The 14465-nt window shown below is 70.2% G+C and carries 16 protein-coding genes; 8 read left to right on the forward strand and 8 right to left on the reverse strand.

Going from position 1 to position 14465, the window contains the following annotated elements; translation table 11 throughout:
* Positions 1–61 precede the first annotated feature (61 nt).
* The gene (locus ACIBEJ_RS47895; RefSeq protein ID WP_397189689.1) at positions 62–1336 is read left to right on the forward strand and encodes an alpha/beta fold hydrolase; all 1275 of its coding nucleotides are present in this window, start codon (positions 62–64) and stop codon (positions 1334–1336) included.
* Positions 1337–1389: 53 nt separating this feature from the next.
* Positions 1390–2253: an alpha/beta hydrolase gene (locus tag ACIBEJ_RS47900; RefSeq protein ID WP_397189690.1), complete on the forward strand. Its 864-nt coding sequence runs from the start codon at positions 1390–1392 to the stop codon at positions 2251–2253.
* 25 nt (positions 2254–2278) lie between these two features.
* Here ACIBEJ_RS47900 and ACIBEJ_RS47905 read toward each other — a convergent pair whose 3' ends face one another.
* On the reverse strand, positions 2279–3286 hold the full coding sequence (locus ACIBEJ_RS47905) for a hypothetical protein (RefSeq protein ID WP_397189691.1): 1008 nt from the start codon (positions 3284–3286) through the stop codon (positions 2279–2281).
* 78 nt (positions 3287–3364) lie between these two features.
* Here ACIBEJ_RS47905 and ACIBEJ_RS47910 point away from each other — a divergent pair, with 78 nt between their 5' ends.
* Complete coding sequence (locus ACIBEJ_RS47910) at positions 3365–3967, forward strand: TetR/AcrR family transcriptional regulator (RefSeq protein WP_397189692.1); 603 nt, start codon at positions 3365–3367, stop codon at positions 3965–3967.
* A 199-nt stretch (positions 3968–4166) separates the two neighbouring features.
* On the opposite strand, the gene ACIBEJ_RS47915 is transcribed toward ACIBEJ_RS47910, so the two are convergent.
* On the reverse strand, positions 4167–4463 hold the full coding sequence (locus tag ACIBEJ_RS47915; RefSeq protein ID WP_397189693.1) for a putative quinol monooxygenase: 297 nt from the start codon (positions 4461–4463) through the stop codon (positions 4167–4169).
* A gap of 78 nt (positions 4464–4541) precedes the next feature.
* Between ACIBEJ_RS47915 and ACIBEJ_RS47920 the strand changes: the two genes are divergently transcribed.
* A complete protein-coding gene (locus ACIBEJ_RS47920; RefSeq protein ID WP_397189694.1) occupies positions 4542–5135 on the forward strand; it encodes a TetR/AcrR family transcriptional regulator in 594 nt (197 codons plus the stop codon).
* 3 nt (positions 5136–5138) lie between these two features.
* On the opposite strand, the gene ACIBEJ_RS47925 is transcribed toward ACIBEJ_RS47920, so the two are convergent.
* The 4 genes from ACIBEJ_RS47925 to ACIBEJ_RS47940 all read right to left on the reverse strand — a co-directional run bounded on the left by ACIBEJ_RS47925 (position 5139) and on the right by ACIBEJ_RS47940 (position 8760).
* Positions 5139–5780 (reverse strand): TetR/AcrR family transcriptional regulator, encoded by a 642-nt coding sequence (locus ACIBEJ_RS47925; protein WP_397189695.1) that lies wholly within the window; start codon positions 5778–5780, stop codon positions 5139–5141.
* A gap of 57 nt (positions 5781–5837) precedes the next feature.
* Complete coding sequence (locus tag ACIBEJ_RS47930) at positions 5838–6482, reverse strand: O-methyltransferase (RefSeq protein ID WP_397189696.1); 645 nt, start codon at positions 6480–6482, stop codon at positions 5838–5840.
* A 136-nt stretch (positions 6483–6618) separates the two neighbouring features.
* The gene (locus ACIBEJ_RS47935) at positions 6619–7227 is read right to left on the reverse strand and encodes a fasciclin domain-containing protein (RefSeq protein ID WP_397189697.1); all 609 of its coding nucleotides are present in this window, start codon (positions 7225–7227) and stop codon (positions 6619–6621) included.
* Positions 7228–7260: 33 nt separating this feature from the next.
* Positions 7261–8760, reverse strand: coding sequence for a molybdopterin-dependent oxidoreductase (locus ACIBEJ_RS47940; RefSeq protein WP_397189698.1), 1500 nt, complete (start codon positions 8758–8760; stop codon positions 7261–7263).
* 121 nt (positions 8761–8881) lie between these two features.
* Here ACIBEJ_RS47940 and sigK point away from each other — a divergent pair, with 121 nt between their 5' ends.
* The 4 genes from sigK (at position 8882) to ACIBEJ_RS47960 (ending at position 11943) form a co-directional block, all read left to right on the forward strand.
* Complete coding sequence (gene sigK, locus ACIBEJ_RS47945; RefSeq protein ID WP_397189699.1) at positions 8882–9478, forward strand: ECF RNA polymerase sigma factor SigK; 597 nt, start codon at positions 8882–8884, stop codon at positions 9476–9478.
* A complete protein-coding gene (locus tag ACIBEJ_RS47950; protein WP_397189700.1) occupies positions 9475–10185 on the forward strand; it encodes an anti-sigma factor domain-containing protein in 711 nt (236 codons plus the stop codon). Before sigK ends, ACIBEJ_RS47950 begins: the two co-directional genes overlap by 4 nt.
* An 81-nt stretch (positions 10186–10266) precedes the next feature.
* The gene (locus tag ACIBEJ_RS47955; protein ID WP_397189701.1) at positions 10267–10620 is read left to right on the forward strand and encodes a VOC family protein; all 354 of its coding nucleotides are present in this window, start codon (positions 10267–10269) and stop codon (positions 10618–10620) included.
* Positions 10621–11253: 633 nt separating this feature from the next.
* On the forward strand, positions 11254–11943 hold the full coding sequence (locus tag ACIBEJ_RS47960; RefSeq protein ID WP_397189702.1) for a hypothetical protein: 690 nt from the start codon (positions 11254–11256) through the stop codon (positions 11941–11943).
* 290 nt (positions 11944–12233) lie between these two features.
* Here ACIBEJ_RS47960 and ACIBEJ_RS47965 read toward each other — a convergent pair whose 3' ends face one another.
* Together ACIBEJ_RS47965 and ACIBEJ_RS47970 are read right to left on the reverse strand one after the other, a co-directional pair.
* Positions 12234–12965 carry a DNA-binding response regulator gene (locus ACIBEJ_RS47965; RefSeq protein ID WP_397189703.1) on the reverse strand — a complete coding sequence of 244 codons (732 nt, stop codon included), beginning with the start codon at positions 12963–12965 and terminating at the stop codon, positions 12234–12236.
* Between the two features lie 193 nt (positions 12966–13158).
* The gene (locus ACIBEJ_RS47970; RefSeq protein ID WP_397189704.1) at positions 13159–14445 is read right to left on the reverse strand and encodes a cellulose binding domain-containing protein; all 1287 of its coding nucleotides are present in this window, start codon (positions 14443–14445) and stop codon (positions 13159–13161) included.
* Positions 14446–14465 lie beyond the last annotated feature (20 nt).

Genomic DNA, 14465 nt, shown 5'->3' on the forward strand with positions numbered 1-14465 from the left:
GGACCGCGCGGCGGGTGGGCGCCAGGCGGAGAAAACCACCAAGATCACACGTTGAGGTGACATGAGCGATTCGGACGGTGGCCCCGAACACTTAGCCGGCGACAGGCGACCGAGCCTGCGAGCCAAGGCAGCGGCCGGGCTGCTCGTCGTCGTCGCGGTTCCGGCAGGGCTGGTGGCTGGGCTCGGGGCTCTGTGGGCGGCCTCCGCGGCGACGGGCAACCGGCATGTGGCGCTCGCCGTGGCAGTACTGGCGCCGGCGGGCGTCGCCTGGTGGTTGTGCCGGTTGGCGCTGCGGCGGGTGGCGGGTCCGCGGGTGGGCCGCCGGCTGCCGGTCGCGGTAGCCGTACTGGAGCTGGTGGTCGTGGCGGTCCCGCTCGCGGGCCTGCTGTACGGCGGGCCCGCCCACCGCCCGATCCCGAGCGGGTCTGGCACGCGGTTCTGGGACCTGCCGACCGGCTCGCGCATCGCCTACACGCGCACCCCGGCGCAGGGCGCCCGCCAGGACACGCCGGTGATCCTGCTGCACGGCGGGCCGGGCGCGCCGGACTCCCAGCCCTCGCCGCTGGCGCCCGCGCTCGCCGCCGCGGGCTTCGACGTGTACGCCTACCACCAGGTGGGCGCGGGCCTGTCCAGCCGCCTGCCCGATGTCCGCGGCTACACGGTCGCCCGGCACGTGGCCGACCTGGACGCCGTCAGGGCCGCGATCGGCGCCGACCGCGTCGTGCTGGCCGGCGTCTCCTGGGGCGGCCAGCTCACCGCCGCGTACCTGGCCGCGCACCCGGACCGGGTGGCCCGCGCGGTCGTGGCCTCGCCAGGACCCGTGTGGCCTCCCGCGTTCCCGGACAACCGGTACATGACGCAGGGCGGGCTGCGCGACCAGAACCAGACGCTGGGCCGCCATCCGCGTTTCCTGGCGGCACATCTGCTCACGGCGGTCACCGGGCCGCGCGCCGCGTACACGCTGCTGCCGGATGAGGCGATGGACGGCGAGTTCGAGTCGCTCGTCAGCGAGTTCGACATGCGGGCGGGCTGCCCCGGCCGGCCCTTGAGAGTGCCGGGCTCGGGGTTCGGGTTCTGGGCCAACGCCATGACCGCGCGCGACGCCGCCCAGGTCGCCGACCCCCGGCCCGCGTTGCGCCGGGTGGCCGTGCCGGTGCTGGTGCTGCGCGGCTCGTGCGACTACCTGGCGCCCGAGGTCGCCGGCGAGTACGCCGACGTACTGCCGGACGCCGTCTTCCGCGCGATCGACGGCTCCGGTCACGACATCGCCCACGACCGGCCTGGCGAGTACCGGGAGCTGGTCACGGCGTTCCTGCTCGGCCGGATCACGTCTTAGCCGACGAGCACGACTGACACCATCCTGACAACCTTCCCCTACCCTCCATCACCATGAAGCGAGATGGCAGGATCGAAACCGGCGCACTGACGGCTCTCACCTCGGTGCTGATGCTGTTCGGTGCGGGATGCGCGGCCGGGCCGGCGCCTCAGGTCTCGTCTCCCGCCGCCGACGGTACGCCCGCGACGCCGTCACGTCCCCCGTCGTACAAGCCGTCGATGCCCGGGTTCACCGTGAAGGCGCCCAACGGGCTGCCGGTCAACAAGTGCGTACCCAAGGAACTGAGAGCCGGCACGGTGAGCCTGCGCACCTCGGACGGCGTGCCGCTGTCGGCCATCGCCATGGGCGGCGGCCCCAACGGGGTCGTGCTCTCCCACGAGCAGGGATACAACGTCTGCTCGTGGCTGGCCCTGGGCAAGACCCTGGCCGACGGCGGCTACAACGTCGTGGTGGTCGAGTACCGCAACCACGGCGCGTCCGGCCGGAGCCGCGACAACGACCACCTTGACCGGGACGCCAAGGCCGCCATCGCGGAGGTCACCCGCCGCGGCGCGACCAGGATCGTCCTCGGCGGGGCCTCCTGCGGCGGTACGGCCAGCATCGTCGCCGGCCGAAAACTCCCCACCCTGGCCGGACTCATCGTCATGTCCTCTCCCCGCGTCTGCGGCTCGAAACTGAACGGCCTGCGCGACGTCAAGCAGATCAGGCAGCCGTCGTTCTTCGCGTTCTCACCCGGCGACCACGGCGACCCGGGCTTCGAACCCGAGGTCCGGGGCCTGTTCAAAGCCTCAGGAGCGGCCGACAAGCACCTGGAGATCCCGCCGGGCGGCGCGCACGGGACCGACATGCTTCGCGAGAAGGACGGCGCCGGCCTGACCGCGAAGCTGGTCGCCTTCGTCAAGAGGGCATTCGCGTAGTAAGCCCCTGCCGGCTCCGCCGAGGTCAGTGATCGCCGTGCCCGGTGCTGAAGGTGGAGCCGATCTCCGCCATCCGCTCGGCCGCGTACCCAGGATCGATCAACGCCTCGGGGGTGTGCAGGCCCGGCGGGACGGGGTCGCCGCGCAGGCCGAGCAGCCGCTCGACGCCGAGCGCCACGCCGAGCGCCGTCAGGGGGCGCTGCCCCTCCGGGTGGAGAAGGTAGCGGCTCGTCCTGAGCGGTGCGCCCGAGCGGTCCACGCCTTCGAGATCGATCTTGACCTCCGTGGACGCGGGCCCGCCGCGCCGCCTGCCCGCCGACTCACCGACCGCGAACGCGAAGCGGACGTTGGGCGCCCCCGTCGCGACGGCCAGGCTCGGCACGTCGAGAATGGGAACGATCTGGCCCGGCAGCACGGCCCCGTCGACGCTGGTGACCATGAGCTGCGCGTCGGCACCGCTGACCCAGCTGAAGACGCCGTCGCGGCGGACGTGCCCCGCCGAGGTGGCGGCCAGCAGGCGTGCCATGTCCTCCGCGGCCGCGGGCCCGCCGCTGTCCTGCTCGTCCAGCACGCCGCTGACCTCGATGGTGTCGAGCCGGCCGAACTCCCCGGCCAGGCCGAGCACCGCGAGGACGACGAGCCCCGCGTACCAGTGGCTGGCCAGCAGGATCGGCGCCGCGCCGGCTCGCAGCCCGGCCGCGACGACCTCGGGCCCGATGTCGACCAGGCCACTGGAGATGCTGACGTACGGCAGGCCGCGATCCTGTGCGAAACGCAGGCCGTTCAGATGGCTGTCCCACACCATCGACACGACGGCCGAGTAGCCGTCGCCCTGCTGAAGGCCGAGGTCGCCGCGCCGCAGATCGATGGTTACGGCGGTCGCGCCGCCGAGCTCGTCGGCGACCCGCTGGGCGCGGCCGAGATCCCGGCCCGCGATCGTCATCGGCAGCTCCGGGTACCACCGGCGCAGGAGGGCTGCGGTCCCGGCGCCCGCCTGTCCGGATCCGCCCAGGATCAGTACGGAGTGCTCCACGGTGATGTCCTCTCACTAACCTACATTCTGTAACTTACATTTTGTAGCTTATGCTGGGAGGCAACGCAAGGGAGGACGATGACCACGGGATCGACTCGCCTGTCCAAGCCGGCCAGGCGGGAACAACTGCTCGACACCGCCCTGGTGATCGTGCGCGCCCACGGCACCGACAACCTGACGCTGCTCAGCCTGGCGGAGGCCGCGGGAGTGAGCAGGCCGATCGTCTACGACCACTTCGGCACCCGTCCCGGCCTGCTGATCGCGCTCTACCGGCGACTCGACGACCGACACCGGACCGCCTCGGAGAAGGCCCTGCGCGACGCCCCGGCCGACCCCCGCGAGATCGCCCGCGTGCTGAGCGCCGCCTACTTCACCTGCGCCACCGACATGCCGGAATGGACCGCCATCTCAGCCGCCCTCAAGGGAAACCAGGAGATGGAGGCGATCGAACGCGAACTCCTCGACGCCTACACGGACCTGATGACCACCGCACTGCGCCCGTACTCCGGACTCACCCAGGAAGCCCTCCGGCTACGCTGCGTCGGCGCGCTGGGCGCGGCCGAGTCGATGGCCGCCGAGCTGAACCGGGGCCGGACCACCGCCACCGAGGCCATCGCGGCACTGACCGACCTGACCGTCGCCGGCCTCGCCCCCGAAACCGAGGGCGCCATAAGGACCTGATGACCCCGTCAGAGCAGTTCCGTACAGCTCTGGATCCAGACAGGTTCCGCGAAAGCGGCCAGACAGTCACCGGCGCGGCCAGGGGCGCGATCAAGCGCGAATCGCCGTCATCCACCGATTGGCCCGGCGTGGTGGCCTCGGGTGCTGCGGAGCCGTACAGCTTGAGGGGTTGTTTGGGGCGGCTGGGCTGGGGCGGGCTTCAGCGGTCGATGGGGTGCAGCACCGTCGTCGCGGGGGGCTCGGCGAGCATGGCGGTCGCCTCCGGCATTCCGGGGGCCATTTCCGCCATGTGCGCGTGGAAGGCCGAGGCGTTCTCCCACTCTTGGATTGAGTAGAAGGCGCCCGGGTCCGTTGCGTGCGCGAAGATCTGCGCGCCGAGGAAGCCCGGCTTGACCGAGGTCTCGATGGCGTGGATCAGCGCTTCACGTGCCTCCTGCTCCCGCCCGTCCTTGGCGTGGATCTCGATCAGGACGGTTACCGCTTCGTTCGTCATCATTACTCCCCTTCTGTTCCTCTGTTAAGAAGTGGAATCGCTTCTTAAGTCCACTGTACGGCGTGGCCGTAAGATGTGTGCGTGCATCTTGAGGAGACCGTCGCGCGACGACGGCGGGGCGCCCGGTTGGAGGCGGAGCTGCTTGAGGCCGCTTGGGCGGAGCTCATCGAACGCGGTTACGCCGGCTTCACCCTGGAGGCCGTGGCACGCCGGGCCGGCACGAGCACTCCGGTGCTCTACCGGCGGTGGGCGAACAAGCAGCTCCTGGTCGAGGCCGCTCTTTTGCACGCCACTTCCGCCCGGCCCGTCGAGACCCCGGACACCGGGACGCTGCGCGGTGACCTTCTGGCGAGCATGCGGGCGGCCAACGAGGCGCGCATCGATCTCCTCGCCGCGATGACGGCCACCCTCGGCGCCTACTTCGACGAGGCCCGGACCAGCCCCGCCCAGCTTCGACGGCAGGTCCTCGCCGGCGGCCCCTCGGCCGCGGACGTCATCTTCCAGCGGGCGATCGACCGCGGCGAGGTGGACGCCGAGGGCCTCACTCCCCGGATCAGGGCACTCGCCTTCGACCTGTTCCGCCACGAGGCCCTCACCACGCTGCGACCCCTCTCCGACGAGGTCATCGAAGAGATCCTCGACGACATCGTCCTGCCCCTCGTACGGAAGGCTTGACCGCTACGTCGGGACGCCCCGCTGATCGGTCACATGGATGGTGTCGGTCAGGCGGCCGAGCAGGTGGGTCACGAGTTGGTCGGTGTAGGTTCGGGGCAGGCTCTGGTTCGTCAGCAGGATGCGGTAGTAGATCGGGCCGGTGAGTTCGTCGAGGGCGGCTTCGATGTCGAACCCGGTGCCGAGGTGGCCTCGTTGGAGGGCGCGCTGGAGCGGTTGCCGGTCGCGGGCCCGTTGCGGGTCCATGACGTCGGTTCGGAAGCGGGCGGCGACGGCTGGGTCGTGCTGAGCCTGGCCGGCCAGTGCGCAGAAAACCGCGTGGGTGTCGGGGCGGGTGAGGAACGTGGCCAACTGGCTCAGGCGATCGCGGAGATCCGGGCCCAGGTCTCCGTGGTCGGTGTCGGTGAAGTGTTCGGCGGCGTCGAGGACGTAGGCGTCGAAGAGGATCGCGGTCTTCGACGGCCACCATCGGTAGATCGTCTGCTTGGCGACGCCGGCCGCGGCCGCGATGCCCTCGACGGTCAGCGCGGCGAAGCCACGTTCCAGCAGAAGGTCGTCGGCCGCCTGCATGACGGCGACGCGGGCGTGCTCGCTGCGGCCGTGGCGATTGCCGTGGTGGCGACGGCTGGTGGTCGCGTCGTCAGCCAATGCGGGCTCCCGTTCCTGGACACGGCTTTCCCTGGAGCGTAGTGGCAGGCGCCTGGATCAGGCTTGTGCCGCACGGCAGCTGATCTCCATGCCGTCCTCGACCGGAAATGCCACGCTGACGTAGCCATTGGCTGGGTCTCGGACATGGTCGAGGTAGGCGGCCATGCTCGGAAAGGTGGTGTCGTCGGCGACGACCAGCGCGCCGGGAGCGAGCTTGTCCTCGATCAGCCGCAACACGGGCAGGCACTGGTCCTTCCAGCCGTCGAGAAGGACCAGGCCGATCGGCTCGGGCACGTCGGTCAGCGTCTCGCGGGCGTCGCCGGGCCGGATCGTCACGACCGCGTCGAGACCTGCCTGCGCGAGATTGGCCCGCGCGGCGGAGATCTTGTGCTCGCTGAGTTCCGTGGTCAGAACGTGTCCGGTGCCGTTGTCGTGGACCGCTGCCGCCAGGTAGAGGGTGGAGATGCCGTACGAGGTGCCGAACTCGACCACGGTCTGGGGGCGGGCCGCCCGTACGAGGGCGTAGAGCAACTCACCGCCTCTCGCGGAGATCGGCAGGTAGAAGTCCTGGAGCGCCTCGGCTCGCTGGAGCGCCGTCGCGTCGGCCGCAAGCGCCGGCCCGTCCTCGGGGTCTGTCGCGGCGGCCGCGAGAAGCCGTTGGAGCACCGACTGGACCGCGGGGTTCCGCAGAGAGTTCGTCATGGCGCTAGGCTAGACGCGACGTTGCGTCCAGTCAACGTCAATCTGCCGCGCCGGTGATCGCCGCCCCGGTCGAGGATGGCGACGACCTGCCGGCGCGCTACTGCTCGACTGCTCGGTGGAGCAGACGGGCTTTGGCCTACTTGGGCATCAGCACCTTGTCGATGATGTACACGGTCGCGTTGCCGGTGGGCACGTTGCCGCAGACCACCGCGGCGTCGTTGACCGTGTAGCTCTCCCCCGTCCCCTTCACGCTCAGCGTGCCGCCCTGCAGGGTCTTCAGGTCGGCCGCGCCCAGGTCGGCAGGCGCCTTCTTCCCGGCGACGACGTGGTAGGTCAGGATCTTGGTGAGCGTCTCCTTGTCGGCCAGCACCTTGTCCAGCGTCGCCTTGGGGATGGCGGCGAAGGCGTCGTTCGTGGGCGCGAAGACGGTGATGGCCTCGGCCGAGTTGAGGGTGTCGGCCAGGCCCGCCTTCTGGACCGCGGTGACGAGCGTGGACAGCACCGGGTTGTTGGAGGCGGCGGTGGCGACCGGGTCGTCGGCCATGCCGGTGAAGCTGCCCTCACCGTCCTTGGGGACGGCGGCGCAGGCGGCGCCGAACGGCTCGCTGGTCGCGGGGCTGACGGTCGGGGCCGCGGAGCTGGTTTCCGGTGCGGCGGACTCCTGCGCGGTCATGCCTTCGGAGCCGCTGCAGGCGGTCAGGGCGAGCGCGGCCGCGGCGGTGGCGGTCACGGCGAGGTACCTCATGAGTGTTTCTCCTTGTGTGCGGTGAAAGCGTGGTCACGTGACCGTGACCACGACGGAGTGCCATCCGTCCGCTCCCGACGGGAACGGGTTGGCGCGCTTTTCTGTCTGGGTACGGCCGGCCGCGTCGGTGGCCCGTACCTCCAGCCGGTGGGTGCCCGGGGCCGCCTGCCAGGTCCACGACCACTGCCGCCAGGTGTCGGCGCCGGGGACGGCGGCCAGCCGTACCGGATGCCAGGCGCCGCCGTCGGCGCGCACCTCCACGGCGGCGATCCCCCGGCGCTGGGCCCAGGCCACGCCCGCGACCTGGACCGCGCCCGCGCGCAGCCGCGCGAACGGGGCGGGCAGCTCGATCCTGGACATCGTCTTGACCGGCGCGTCGGTGGCCCAGCCACGCCGGGTCCAGTACGCCCGCTCGTCGGTGTAGCGGGTCAGGCGCAGGTCGGTCACCCACTTCGTGGCCGAGACGAACCCGTACAGGCCCGGCACGACCAGGCGGGCCGGGAAGCCGTGCGCGGGCGGCAGCGGGGTGCCGTTCATCGCGACGGCGAGCATCGCGTCGCGCCCGTCCAGGACGGCGGCCAGCGGCGTCCCGCCGGTCCAGCCGTCGTGTGAGCGGCTCAGCAACTGGTCGGTCCCGGCGGGTACGCCGGCCCTGGCCAGCAGGGCTGCCAGGGGTACGCCGACCCAGCGCGCGTTGCCCGCGTAGGGGCCGCCGACCTCGTTGGAGACGCAGGTCAGCGTGATGTCGCGTTCGATGAGGCCGAGGCGGAGCAGTTCGTCGAAACCCAGCTCGATCGTCCGCGTGCCGTGAATCCTGAGCCGCCACGCCTGGGCGTCGACTCTTGGGATGACCAGGGCGGTGTCCACGCGGTAGAAGCGGTCGTTCGGGGTGGTGAACGGGGACAGGCCGGGCAGTTTCAGGTCGGCGCCGGGCGGGAGGGGGCGGGCGGGGCTGCCGGGCCGCGGAATGGCCGGCGCCGCCTCCGGTTCCGGCAGGCCGAGCCGGAGCGCGACGTCCGCGAGCACGGCGCCCGCGCCCACCCCCAGCCCCGCCACCAAAACGCGCCGCCGGTCCGGCCCGGCCGCCGGCACGGCGCCGGCCCGTCGCGATCCGAGCATCGCCAGGAAGAGCGCGCCGATCAGCCCCGCGGCCAGCGACGGCAGCGCGTCGAGCGGCTGCGCCGCGGCTCTGGTGGCGCCGATCACGGCCGTGACCACGCCCAGTCCACCGGCCGCCAGACACGCGGGCAGGCGACGGTGGACGGCCACGACGCCCAGCAGGAACGCCACCGGCACCAGCACGGCGATGACGGCCAGGATCAGCGCCGCCTTGTCGTTCTCGCCGAACGTCCTGATGGCGAACTCCTTGGCCGGCTCCGGCGCCAGGTCGATGAGCAGGCTCCCGGCCAGCAGCACGGGCGAGGCGGCCGGCCGTACCAGGAGAGCCAGCGCGTCGCCCACGGCCAGGGCGGCGGTCAGGCCGGCCAGTCCGGCGAGGCCCGCCCGCGACACACCGCGTTCACGTCCGCTCACAACAGGTGTTCGGAGACAGGCCCGGTGCGGCTTGGTCGAATCTTCGGCCGCCGCCCAAACCGGCGCGGCCTCCGCTCCGAATACCAGCTAGAGACGAGCGCATCGACGAAAGGCGTCACTTGTGGGTCCCAGCAGCCGCCACCGACGCGCACCGCGTGACAGCGACGACGGTTCCGGGCTGGCCGGCTTGCTGAAGCGCAGCGCGCACGGTGACGAGGACGCCTTCGGCCGGCTCTACGACCAGGTCTCCCCCATGGTGTACGGCACCGCGCTGCGCGTCATCCGCGACCCGAGCCAGGCCGAGGAGGTGGCGCAGGAGGCGATGCTGGAGATCTGGCGCATGGCCGCCCGCTACGACGAGCGGAAGGGCTCGGCGATCGCCTGGATGGCGACCATCACGCACCGCAAGGCGGTGGACCGGGTGCGCTCCGCGCAGGCCGCCGCCACCCGGGACGCGCGGGCAGGCCGCATGGCCGCGGCCTCGGCCGACTACGACGTGGTCGTGGAGCAGGTCGAGGAGCGGCTGGACCGGGAGCGGATCCGGCGCTGCCTGAACCGGCTGACCGACCTCCAGCGGCAGTCGGTGACGATGGCGTTCTACGGCGGCTACGCCTACGCCGAGGTCGCGCACATGCTGGAGACGCCGCTGGGCACGATCAAGACGCGGATGCGGGACGGGCTGATCCGGCTGCGTGACTGCCTGGGAGTGGGCGTATGAACGAGACCCTGCACACCCTGTCCGGCGCGTACGCGCTGGACGCGCTGGACCTGCCCGAGCGCAAGGACTTCGAGCGGCACCTGCGCCGATGCCAGGAGTGCGCGGACGAGGTGGCCGGGTTCCTGGAGGCGACCGCCGAACTGGCGAGCGCGGCGGCGCACCCGCCGCCCGCCGAGCTCAGGCAGCGCGTCCTGCGCGAGATCCGCCAGGTCCGCCAGTCGCCACCGCTGGTGCCCGGGGTCGCCGCGACCCGGTCGTGGTGGCGCCGGCTCTCCGGCCCCGCGCTCCTGGCCGCGGCGTGCGTACTGGTGGCTGCCGTGCTGGGCGCCCTGCTCGTGCGGACCGGCGCCGAACTGGCCGACAGCGACCGGCGCGCCGGCGACATGGCCGCCGTGCTGGCCGCCCCCGACGCCCGCCTCACCTCGGCCCGGGTGGGCGATGCGGACGCCCGGCTGGTCTACTCCCCCTCGCGCGGCCAGATCGTGCTGACGTCCGCGAACATGCCGGCGCTCCCCCGCTCCCGCGACTACCAGGTGTGGCTGATGGGGCCCGGCGGTGTACGCCCGGCCGGCCTGATGGGGCGCGACTCCTATGTGGTGGCCGGCGCGGTGAACCCGGCGGACCGGATCGGCCTCACCGTCGAACCCGCGGGCGGCTCCCGGCAACCCACCTCCCCGGTGCTCGCCGTCCTGCCACTGCCCACGTAGCCGGCCGCGATGAGTTTCGCGGAGGCGTGGAGTCTCTTCCTTGAAGAGCCGTTCCAGCTCCAGCAGACAGGAGAGCCAACCGTGGCAGTGGGGATCTTCGCCGGCATCGCCGTACGCGACTACAAGAGTGCCGTGGAGTGGTACACCAAGCTCCTCGGCACGGAGCCGACGTTCTATCCGAACGACATCGAAGCGGTGTGGCAACTGGCCGAGGACCGGTACGTCTACATCATCCAGGACACGGTACGCGCCGGAGGCGCGGTGGGCATGATCTGGGTGGACGATCCAGCCTCCGAGGTGGACCGGATCGCGGCGCGCGGACTGCGACCGGTGGACACCGAGCAGCACGGCAACGTTGGCAAATGGGTCTTCCACGACCCGGACGGCAACGAGACGGGCATAGGAGGCGAGCTCACACCAGCACCAGGGACCTAGCCGCCACCGGTGCGGCGAATGCCCTCGCCTCCCAGGGCCGCACGGGCCGAACGAGGCGGCAGCCCCCAGCTCACGATCACATTCGCACGATGGCCGCCCCTCTTGTGACGCAGGCTGCCGGCATGGCGGCAGAACTGCTCAAGGTAGCGGCCCGGGGCGGCGGTACGGACGACCGCCCGTGCGCTCGCGCGGGAATCGGAAGTCCTGGTGAGACAGGCGAGCCGGCCCTGCCGACGGCATCTCCATGAAGCCGCTGGTCAGCCGCAGAAGATTCAGTACCGGATCTCAAGGCGGATGGACGACCGAGGACGCAACGTCCGGTCATCAGAAGGGCATCCATGTCCCTTGTGTCGGCCGATCTGCGACGAACTTCAGGGTTCGCGCCGGCGCCCTCTGGCTGCCGGAGCCCGGGCGACGGTGAGCATCCGTTGCCGGTTATGTCATAAGAAGTAGTGTATCAATTGTTTACAAAGCCCAAATCTTACTCGGTTTGTGGAGTTCTACCACGATGTAACCGAAAAGTGGCGAAATCCTATCCTGGGTATTCGGATTTGTTCCATCGGGTAGAACCCTCTCCGTTTAGTCGTGCAGTGTGGGGTGCCTTAGGCGTAACGGGTGACATGGGGATACATCATGGCCAAAAACAAAGTTCCCGAGCGCAAATTAAGCGAAGAGGACAGTCCCGCCACCGCTCCCACGCTTCCACGTCGTCAACGTGTCACCGCATGGATCAAGGATCACGTGATCCTGACAACCGTATGTACGATTATCAGTGCGCTCATAGGATTTCTGGCACTCGGTCGAGATGTCTTCGACATCACATGGAGCCGCCCTGGTCCTACGACTACTGCCCCTGCTGACGCAATGCCGGGAGCCACTGTGAGCGGACAGGCTCCTGACGCTGGGACCGCCCCGCCTACTGCTGTCGCAAACCGCGTCAAAATAGTGCGGGTGAACTCCGTTGACGGCGAGCCAGGGCTAGGCAAGACCGTAGAAGTAGAGATCGAAGTACTGCAAGCCCCTTCCCGAGGCCACTCCTATTGGTTCTTCTCCCAGCTGACGGGATCGGATTATGTGAACTTCTATGCCGTGCGGAGGATACATGAGGAAGTTGGAAGTCGACGCTATGTCCAAGACTTTTCCAAGGCTCCCAAGAATTATCCACGCTACTGGTTCGTCATAGACGTTCCGCCGAATCGCCTGTCGGCGGTCCTGAAGAACCACAGCACGTTGGACGACACCTCGGAGGACTACTTGCGCACGTTTCCTGAAGGTGGGGAGATTACCTCCAACAGGTTCAAAGTCGTGCGCACCAGAGACTGATGGCCTTGTGCAGAGATGCCCTGTAGCGGTCGACCAAGATCCGATACCTCAACCGGGAGCCTCGCTGCTGTCCTGTCATGCCTCGATTCCGCTGTCCAGTCACATCCTGATCCGCCTGGCCGAACTCATCCGCGCACACGGGCCGAACGCCCGGCTGGGCAACGGTCCGTACCAGGAGAGCCGGGGCGTCGCTTCGCGCCCGCTGCTGGAAGCGAAAGCGGGTGGACGGGGTCGAACAGGTCAGGGAGCGGTCCGTCGGCGGGCCGCGGTCTCGGGTGGACGGTGCGGGGTTAGATCCAGCCAACCTCTGTGGCGATCCGGATGGCGTCCATGCGAGTACGTCCGTTGAGCTTGGTCACCGCGGAGGCGAGATAGTTGCGCACGGTGCCGTAACTGGAGTGGAGATCCAGGGCGATCTGTCTGGGTGTGGCCCCGCCGCCGGACAGGCGCAGGACGGCGGCTTCGCGCTCGGTCAGCGGGGTGCCCGGGGCAGCCAGCGCCACGAGGGCGAGTTGCTGATCGACGACGTGCTCACCGGCGGCGATCTTCCGGATGGCGGCCACCAGGTCCTGGGGCCGGGAGTCCTTCAGCATGAAGCCCCAGATCCGAGCCTCGGCGCCGCGTCGTAGGTTGCCCGGCTTACCGAGCCCGGTGAGGGTGAGCACGCGGCACTGTGGCAGCGGCTCGTGCAGTTCGGCGGCGGTGGCCAGTCTGTCGAACTCCTTGAACCGCTCGACGAGGTAGGCGAGCTGGGCGACGGGCGAATCGGACCAGCCGAAGCCGAGCGTCTGCGGCCGGGCGGTCAGACCGGGCGCGTAGCCGCTGCTGCCCGCGCCGCTGAGCACGTCGCTCACCCACGCCACACTGGCCCGGTCCTCTTCCGGCAGATCCGCGAGCTCGGCCGGGTCACCCGTGGGCATGCCGAGACCGCCGGTGATGTGCACCCCCACCGCACGATCGGGGAACAGGGCGCCGGCGTCGTTGCCGTGAGCCCCGTAACGGTGATGGCCGAGTCTGCTCATCAACTCGGCCCAGGTACGCGCTCCACGGCCGTTCGTCAGCCGGGTCGCGAAAGGGCGGGAAGCCGAAACCGGGCAGCGAGGGCGCCACCAGATGGAAGGTCTGCTCCAGGACGTTCAGGAACTCGGCGATCGAGTTCGGCCGCGACGCCGTCGCCTGTGCGCAGGCGACGGCGTCGGTTGGAACCGGTTCCGGTCAGATGGTGTCCTGCCAGGTGACGTTGCCCGCGCGGTAGCCGGCCACGCGGCTGCTCACCTCGGCCGGGGAGACCACCTCGTTCTTGCTGTGGTAGACCCAGTCGACCTGCTGGATCCAGGTGCGCGTGGCGCCGCTCTGGCCGGCGGTGATGAACCAGTGGTTGAAGTTGATCGACATGGGCGTCTCGGGGTAGTACTTGCCGCCGTGCTCGGCGGCGAGCCGGCCGTCGAGGTAGTAGCGGATCGTGCCGCCGGAGACCTGGACGACCAGGTCGTGCCAGCCGGCGTGGCTGGAGTTGACGAACGTCGAGGTGTTGTCGGCCAGCCACGGGTCGGGCTGGTAGGTCTCCCAGCTCGTCATGTACATCAGCGGCCCGGTCAGGCCCCACCCGCCGTTGGGCAGGTACTCGAAGTCCAGTTCGCCGTAGTCCGGGTCCATCGGGGCGTCGAGCGGGGTGATGGTGAAGAACGTCTGCACGCTCTCGTCGCCGTCGGCGCCCGTGACGGGGGCGTCGCTGAACTTCACCCGCGCCGCGTAGGTGCCCTCGAAGAACTTGCGCTGGTGCAGCATCTCCGACTGCGTGACGTTCACCCCGTCGTTGGTCGCCTTCAGTTGCATCACCTTGGCGCCGTCGGCCGTCGGGAAGGTCACGTTCCCCTTGGGCCAGGTGGCTCCGGGCACGCCGGGCCCGCCGGGGTTGGTGCGGACGGTCCAGTTGCGCGCCGCGATCAGCGGGTCGTCGGCACTGGTGTACGCGAAGTCGTCGAACAGCACGCCGGACGGACCGGGTCCTGGGCCGGGCGAGGGCGGCTGCCCCCACACCAGCGTGCCGCCCAGGTGGACGGTGGCCTTGGGCCAGTCGGTGTAGGTCGAGACCGCGCCGAAGGAGTGGTCGTCACTCTGGCTGAACGACTGCCAGTCGGCCCGGTGGAAGCGCACCTCCAACTGGGTCTGGGCGCCCGCGCCCAGCGTGCCGCCGCGGAAGCCCACCTCCAGGTAGCCGTCGCCGAACGTCCCGGTGACCTGCGCGCACCCGACCCGGGCCCACGAGCAGGCGAAGACGTGCGGTCCCGAGCCGGTGAAGTAGTAGCGGATCTTCAGGTCACGCAGCCGCAGCGCCATGGTGCCGGTGTTGACCAGGTTGAACAGCGGCTCCGCCTGGGGCGCGGCCGGCTGGGGCGCGGTGGTGTAGTACTGCAGGCGCACCGCCGGGGCGGCCGTGGCCTGCGCGGGGACGGCCAGGGCGCCCAGCAGGGCCGTGGCCACGAGTAAGTGCTTGATCACGAGAGTTTCTCCTCACTCTT

Source organism: Nonomuraea sp. NPDC050790, from assembly GCF_044456745.1.
Lineage (GTDB): Bacteria > Actinomycetota > Actinomycetes > Streptosporangiales > Streptosporangiaceae > Nonomuraea.

Bases quoted from the DNA above. Each gene is read 5' to 3' on its own strand.
- ACIBEJ_RS47895 (WP_397189689.1), top strand. From the start codon at position 62: ATGAGCGATTCGGACGGTGGCCCCGAACACTTAGCCGGCGACAGGCGA.
- ACIBEJ_RS47900 (WP_397189690.1), top strand. From the start codon at position 1,390: ATGAAGCGAGATGGCAGGATCGAAACCGGCGCACTGACGGCTCTCACC.
- ACIBEJ_RS47910 (WP_397189692.1), top strand. From the start codon at position 3,365: ATGACCACGGGATCGACTCGCCTGTCCAAGCCGGCCAGGCGGGAACAA.
- ACIBEJ_RS47915 (WP_397189693.1), bottom strand. From the start codon at position 4,463: ATGATGACGAACGAAGCGGTAACCGTCCTGATCGAGATCCACGCCAAG.
- ACIBEJ_RS47930 (WP_397189696.1), bottom strand. From the start codon at position 6,482: ATGACGAACTCTCTGCGGAACCCCGCGGTCCAGTCGGTGCTCCAACGG.
- ACIBEJ_RS47935 (WP_397189697.1), bottom strand. From the start codon at position 7,227: ATGAGGTACCTCGCCGTGACCGCCACCGCCGCGGCCGCGCTCGCCCTG.
- ACIBEJ_RS47950 (WP_397189700.1), top strand. From the start codon at position 9,475: ATGAACGAGACCCTGCACACCCTGTCCGGCGCGTACGCGCTGGACGCG.
- ACIBEJ_RS47960 (WP_397189702.1), top strand. From the start codon at position 11,254: ATGGCCAAAAACAAAGTTCCCGAGCGCAAATTAAGCGAAGAGGACAGT.
- ACIBEJ_RS47965 (WP_397189703.1), bottom strand. From the start codon at position 12,965: ATGAGCAGACTCGGCCATCACCGTTACGGGGCTCACGGCAACGACGCC.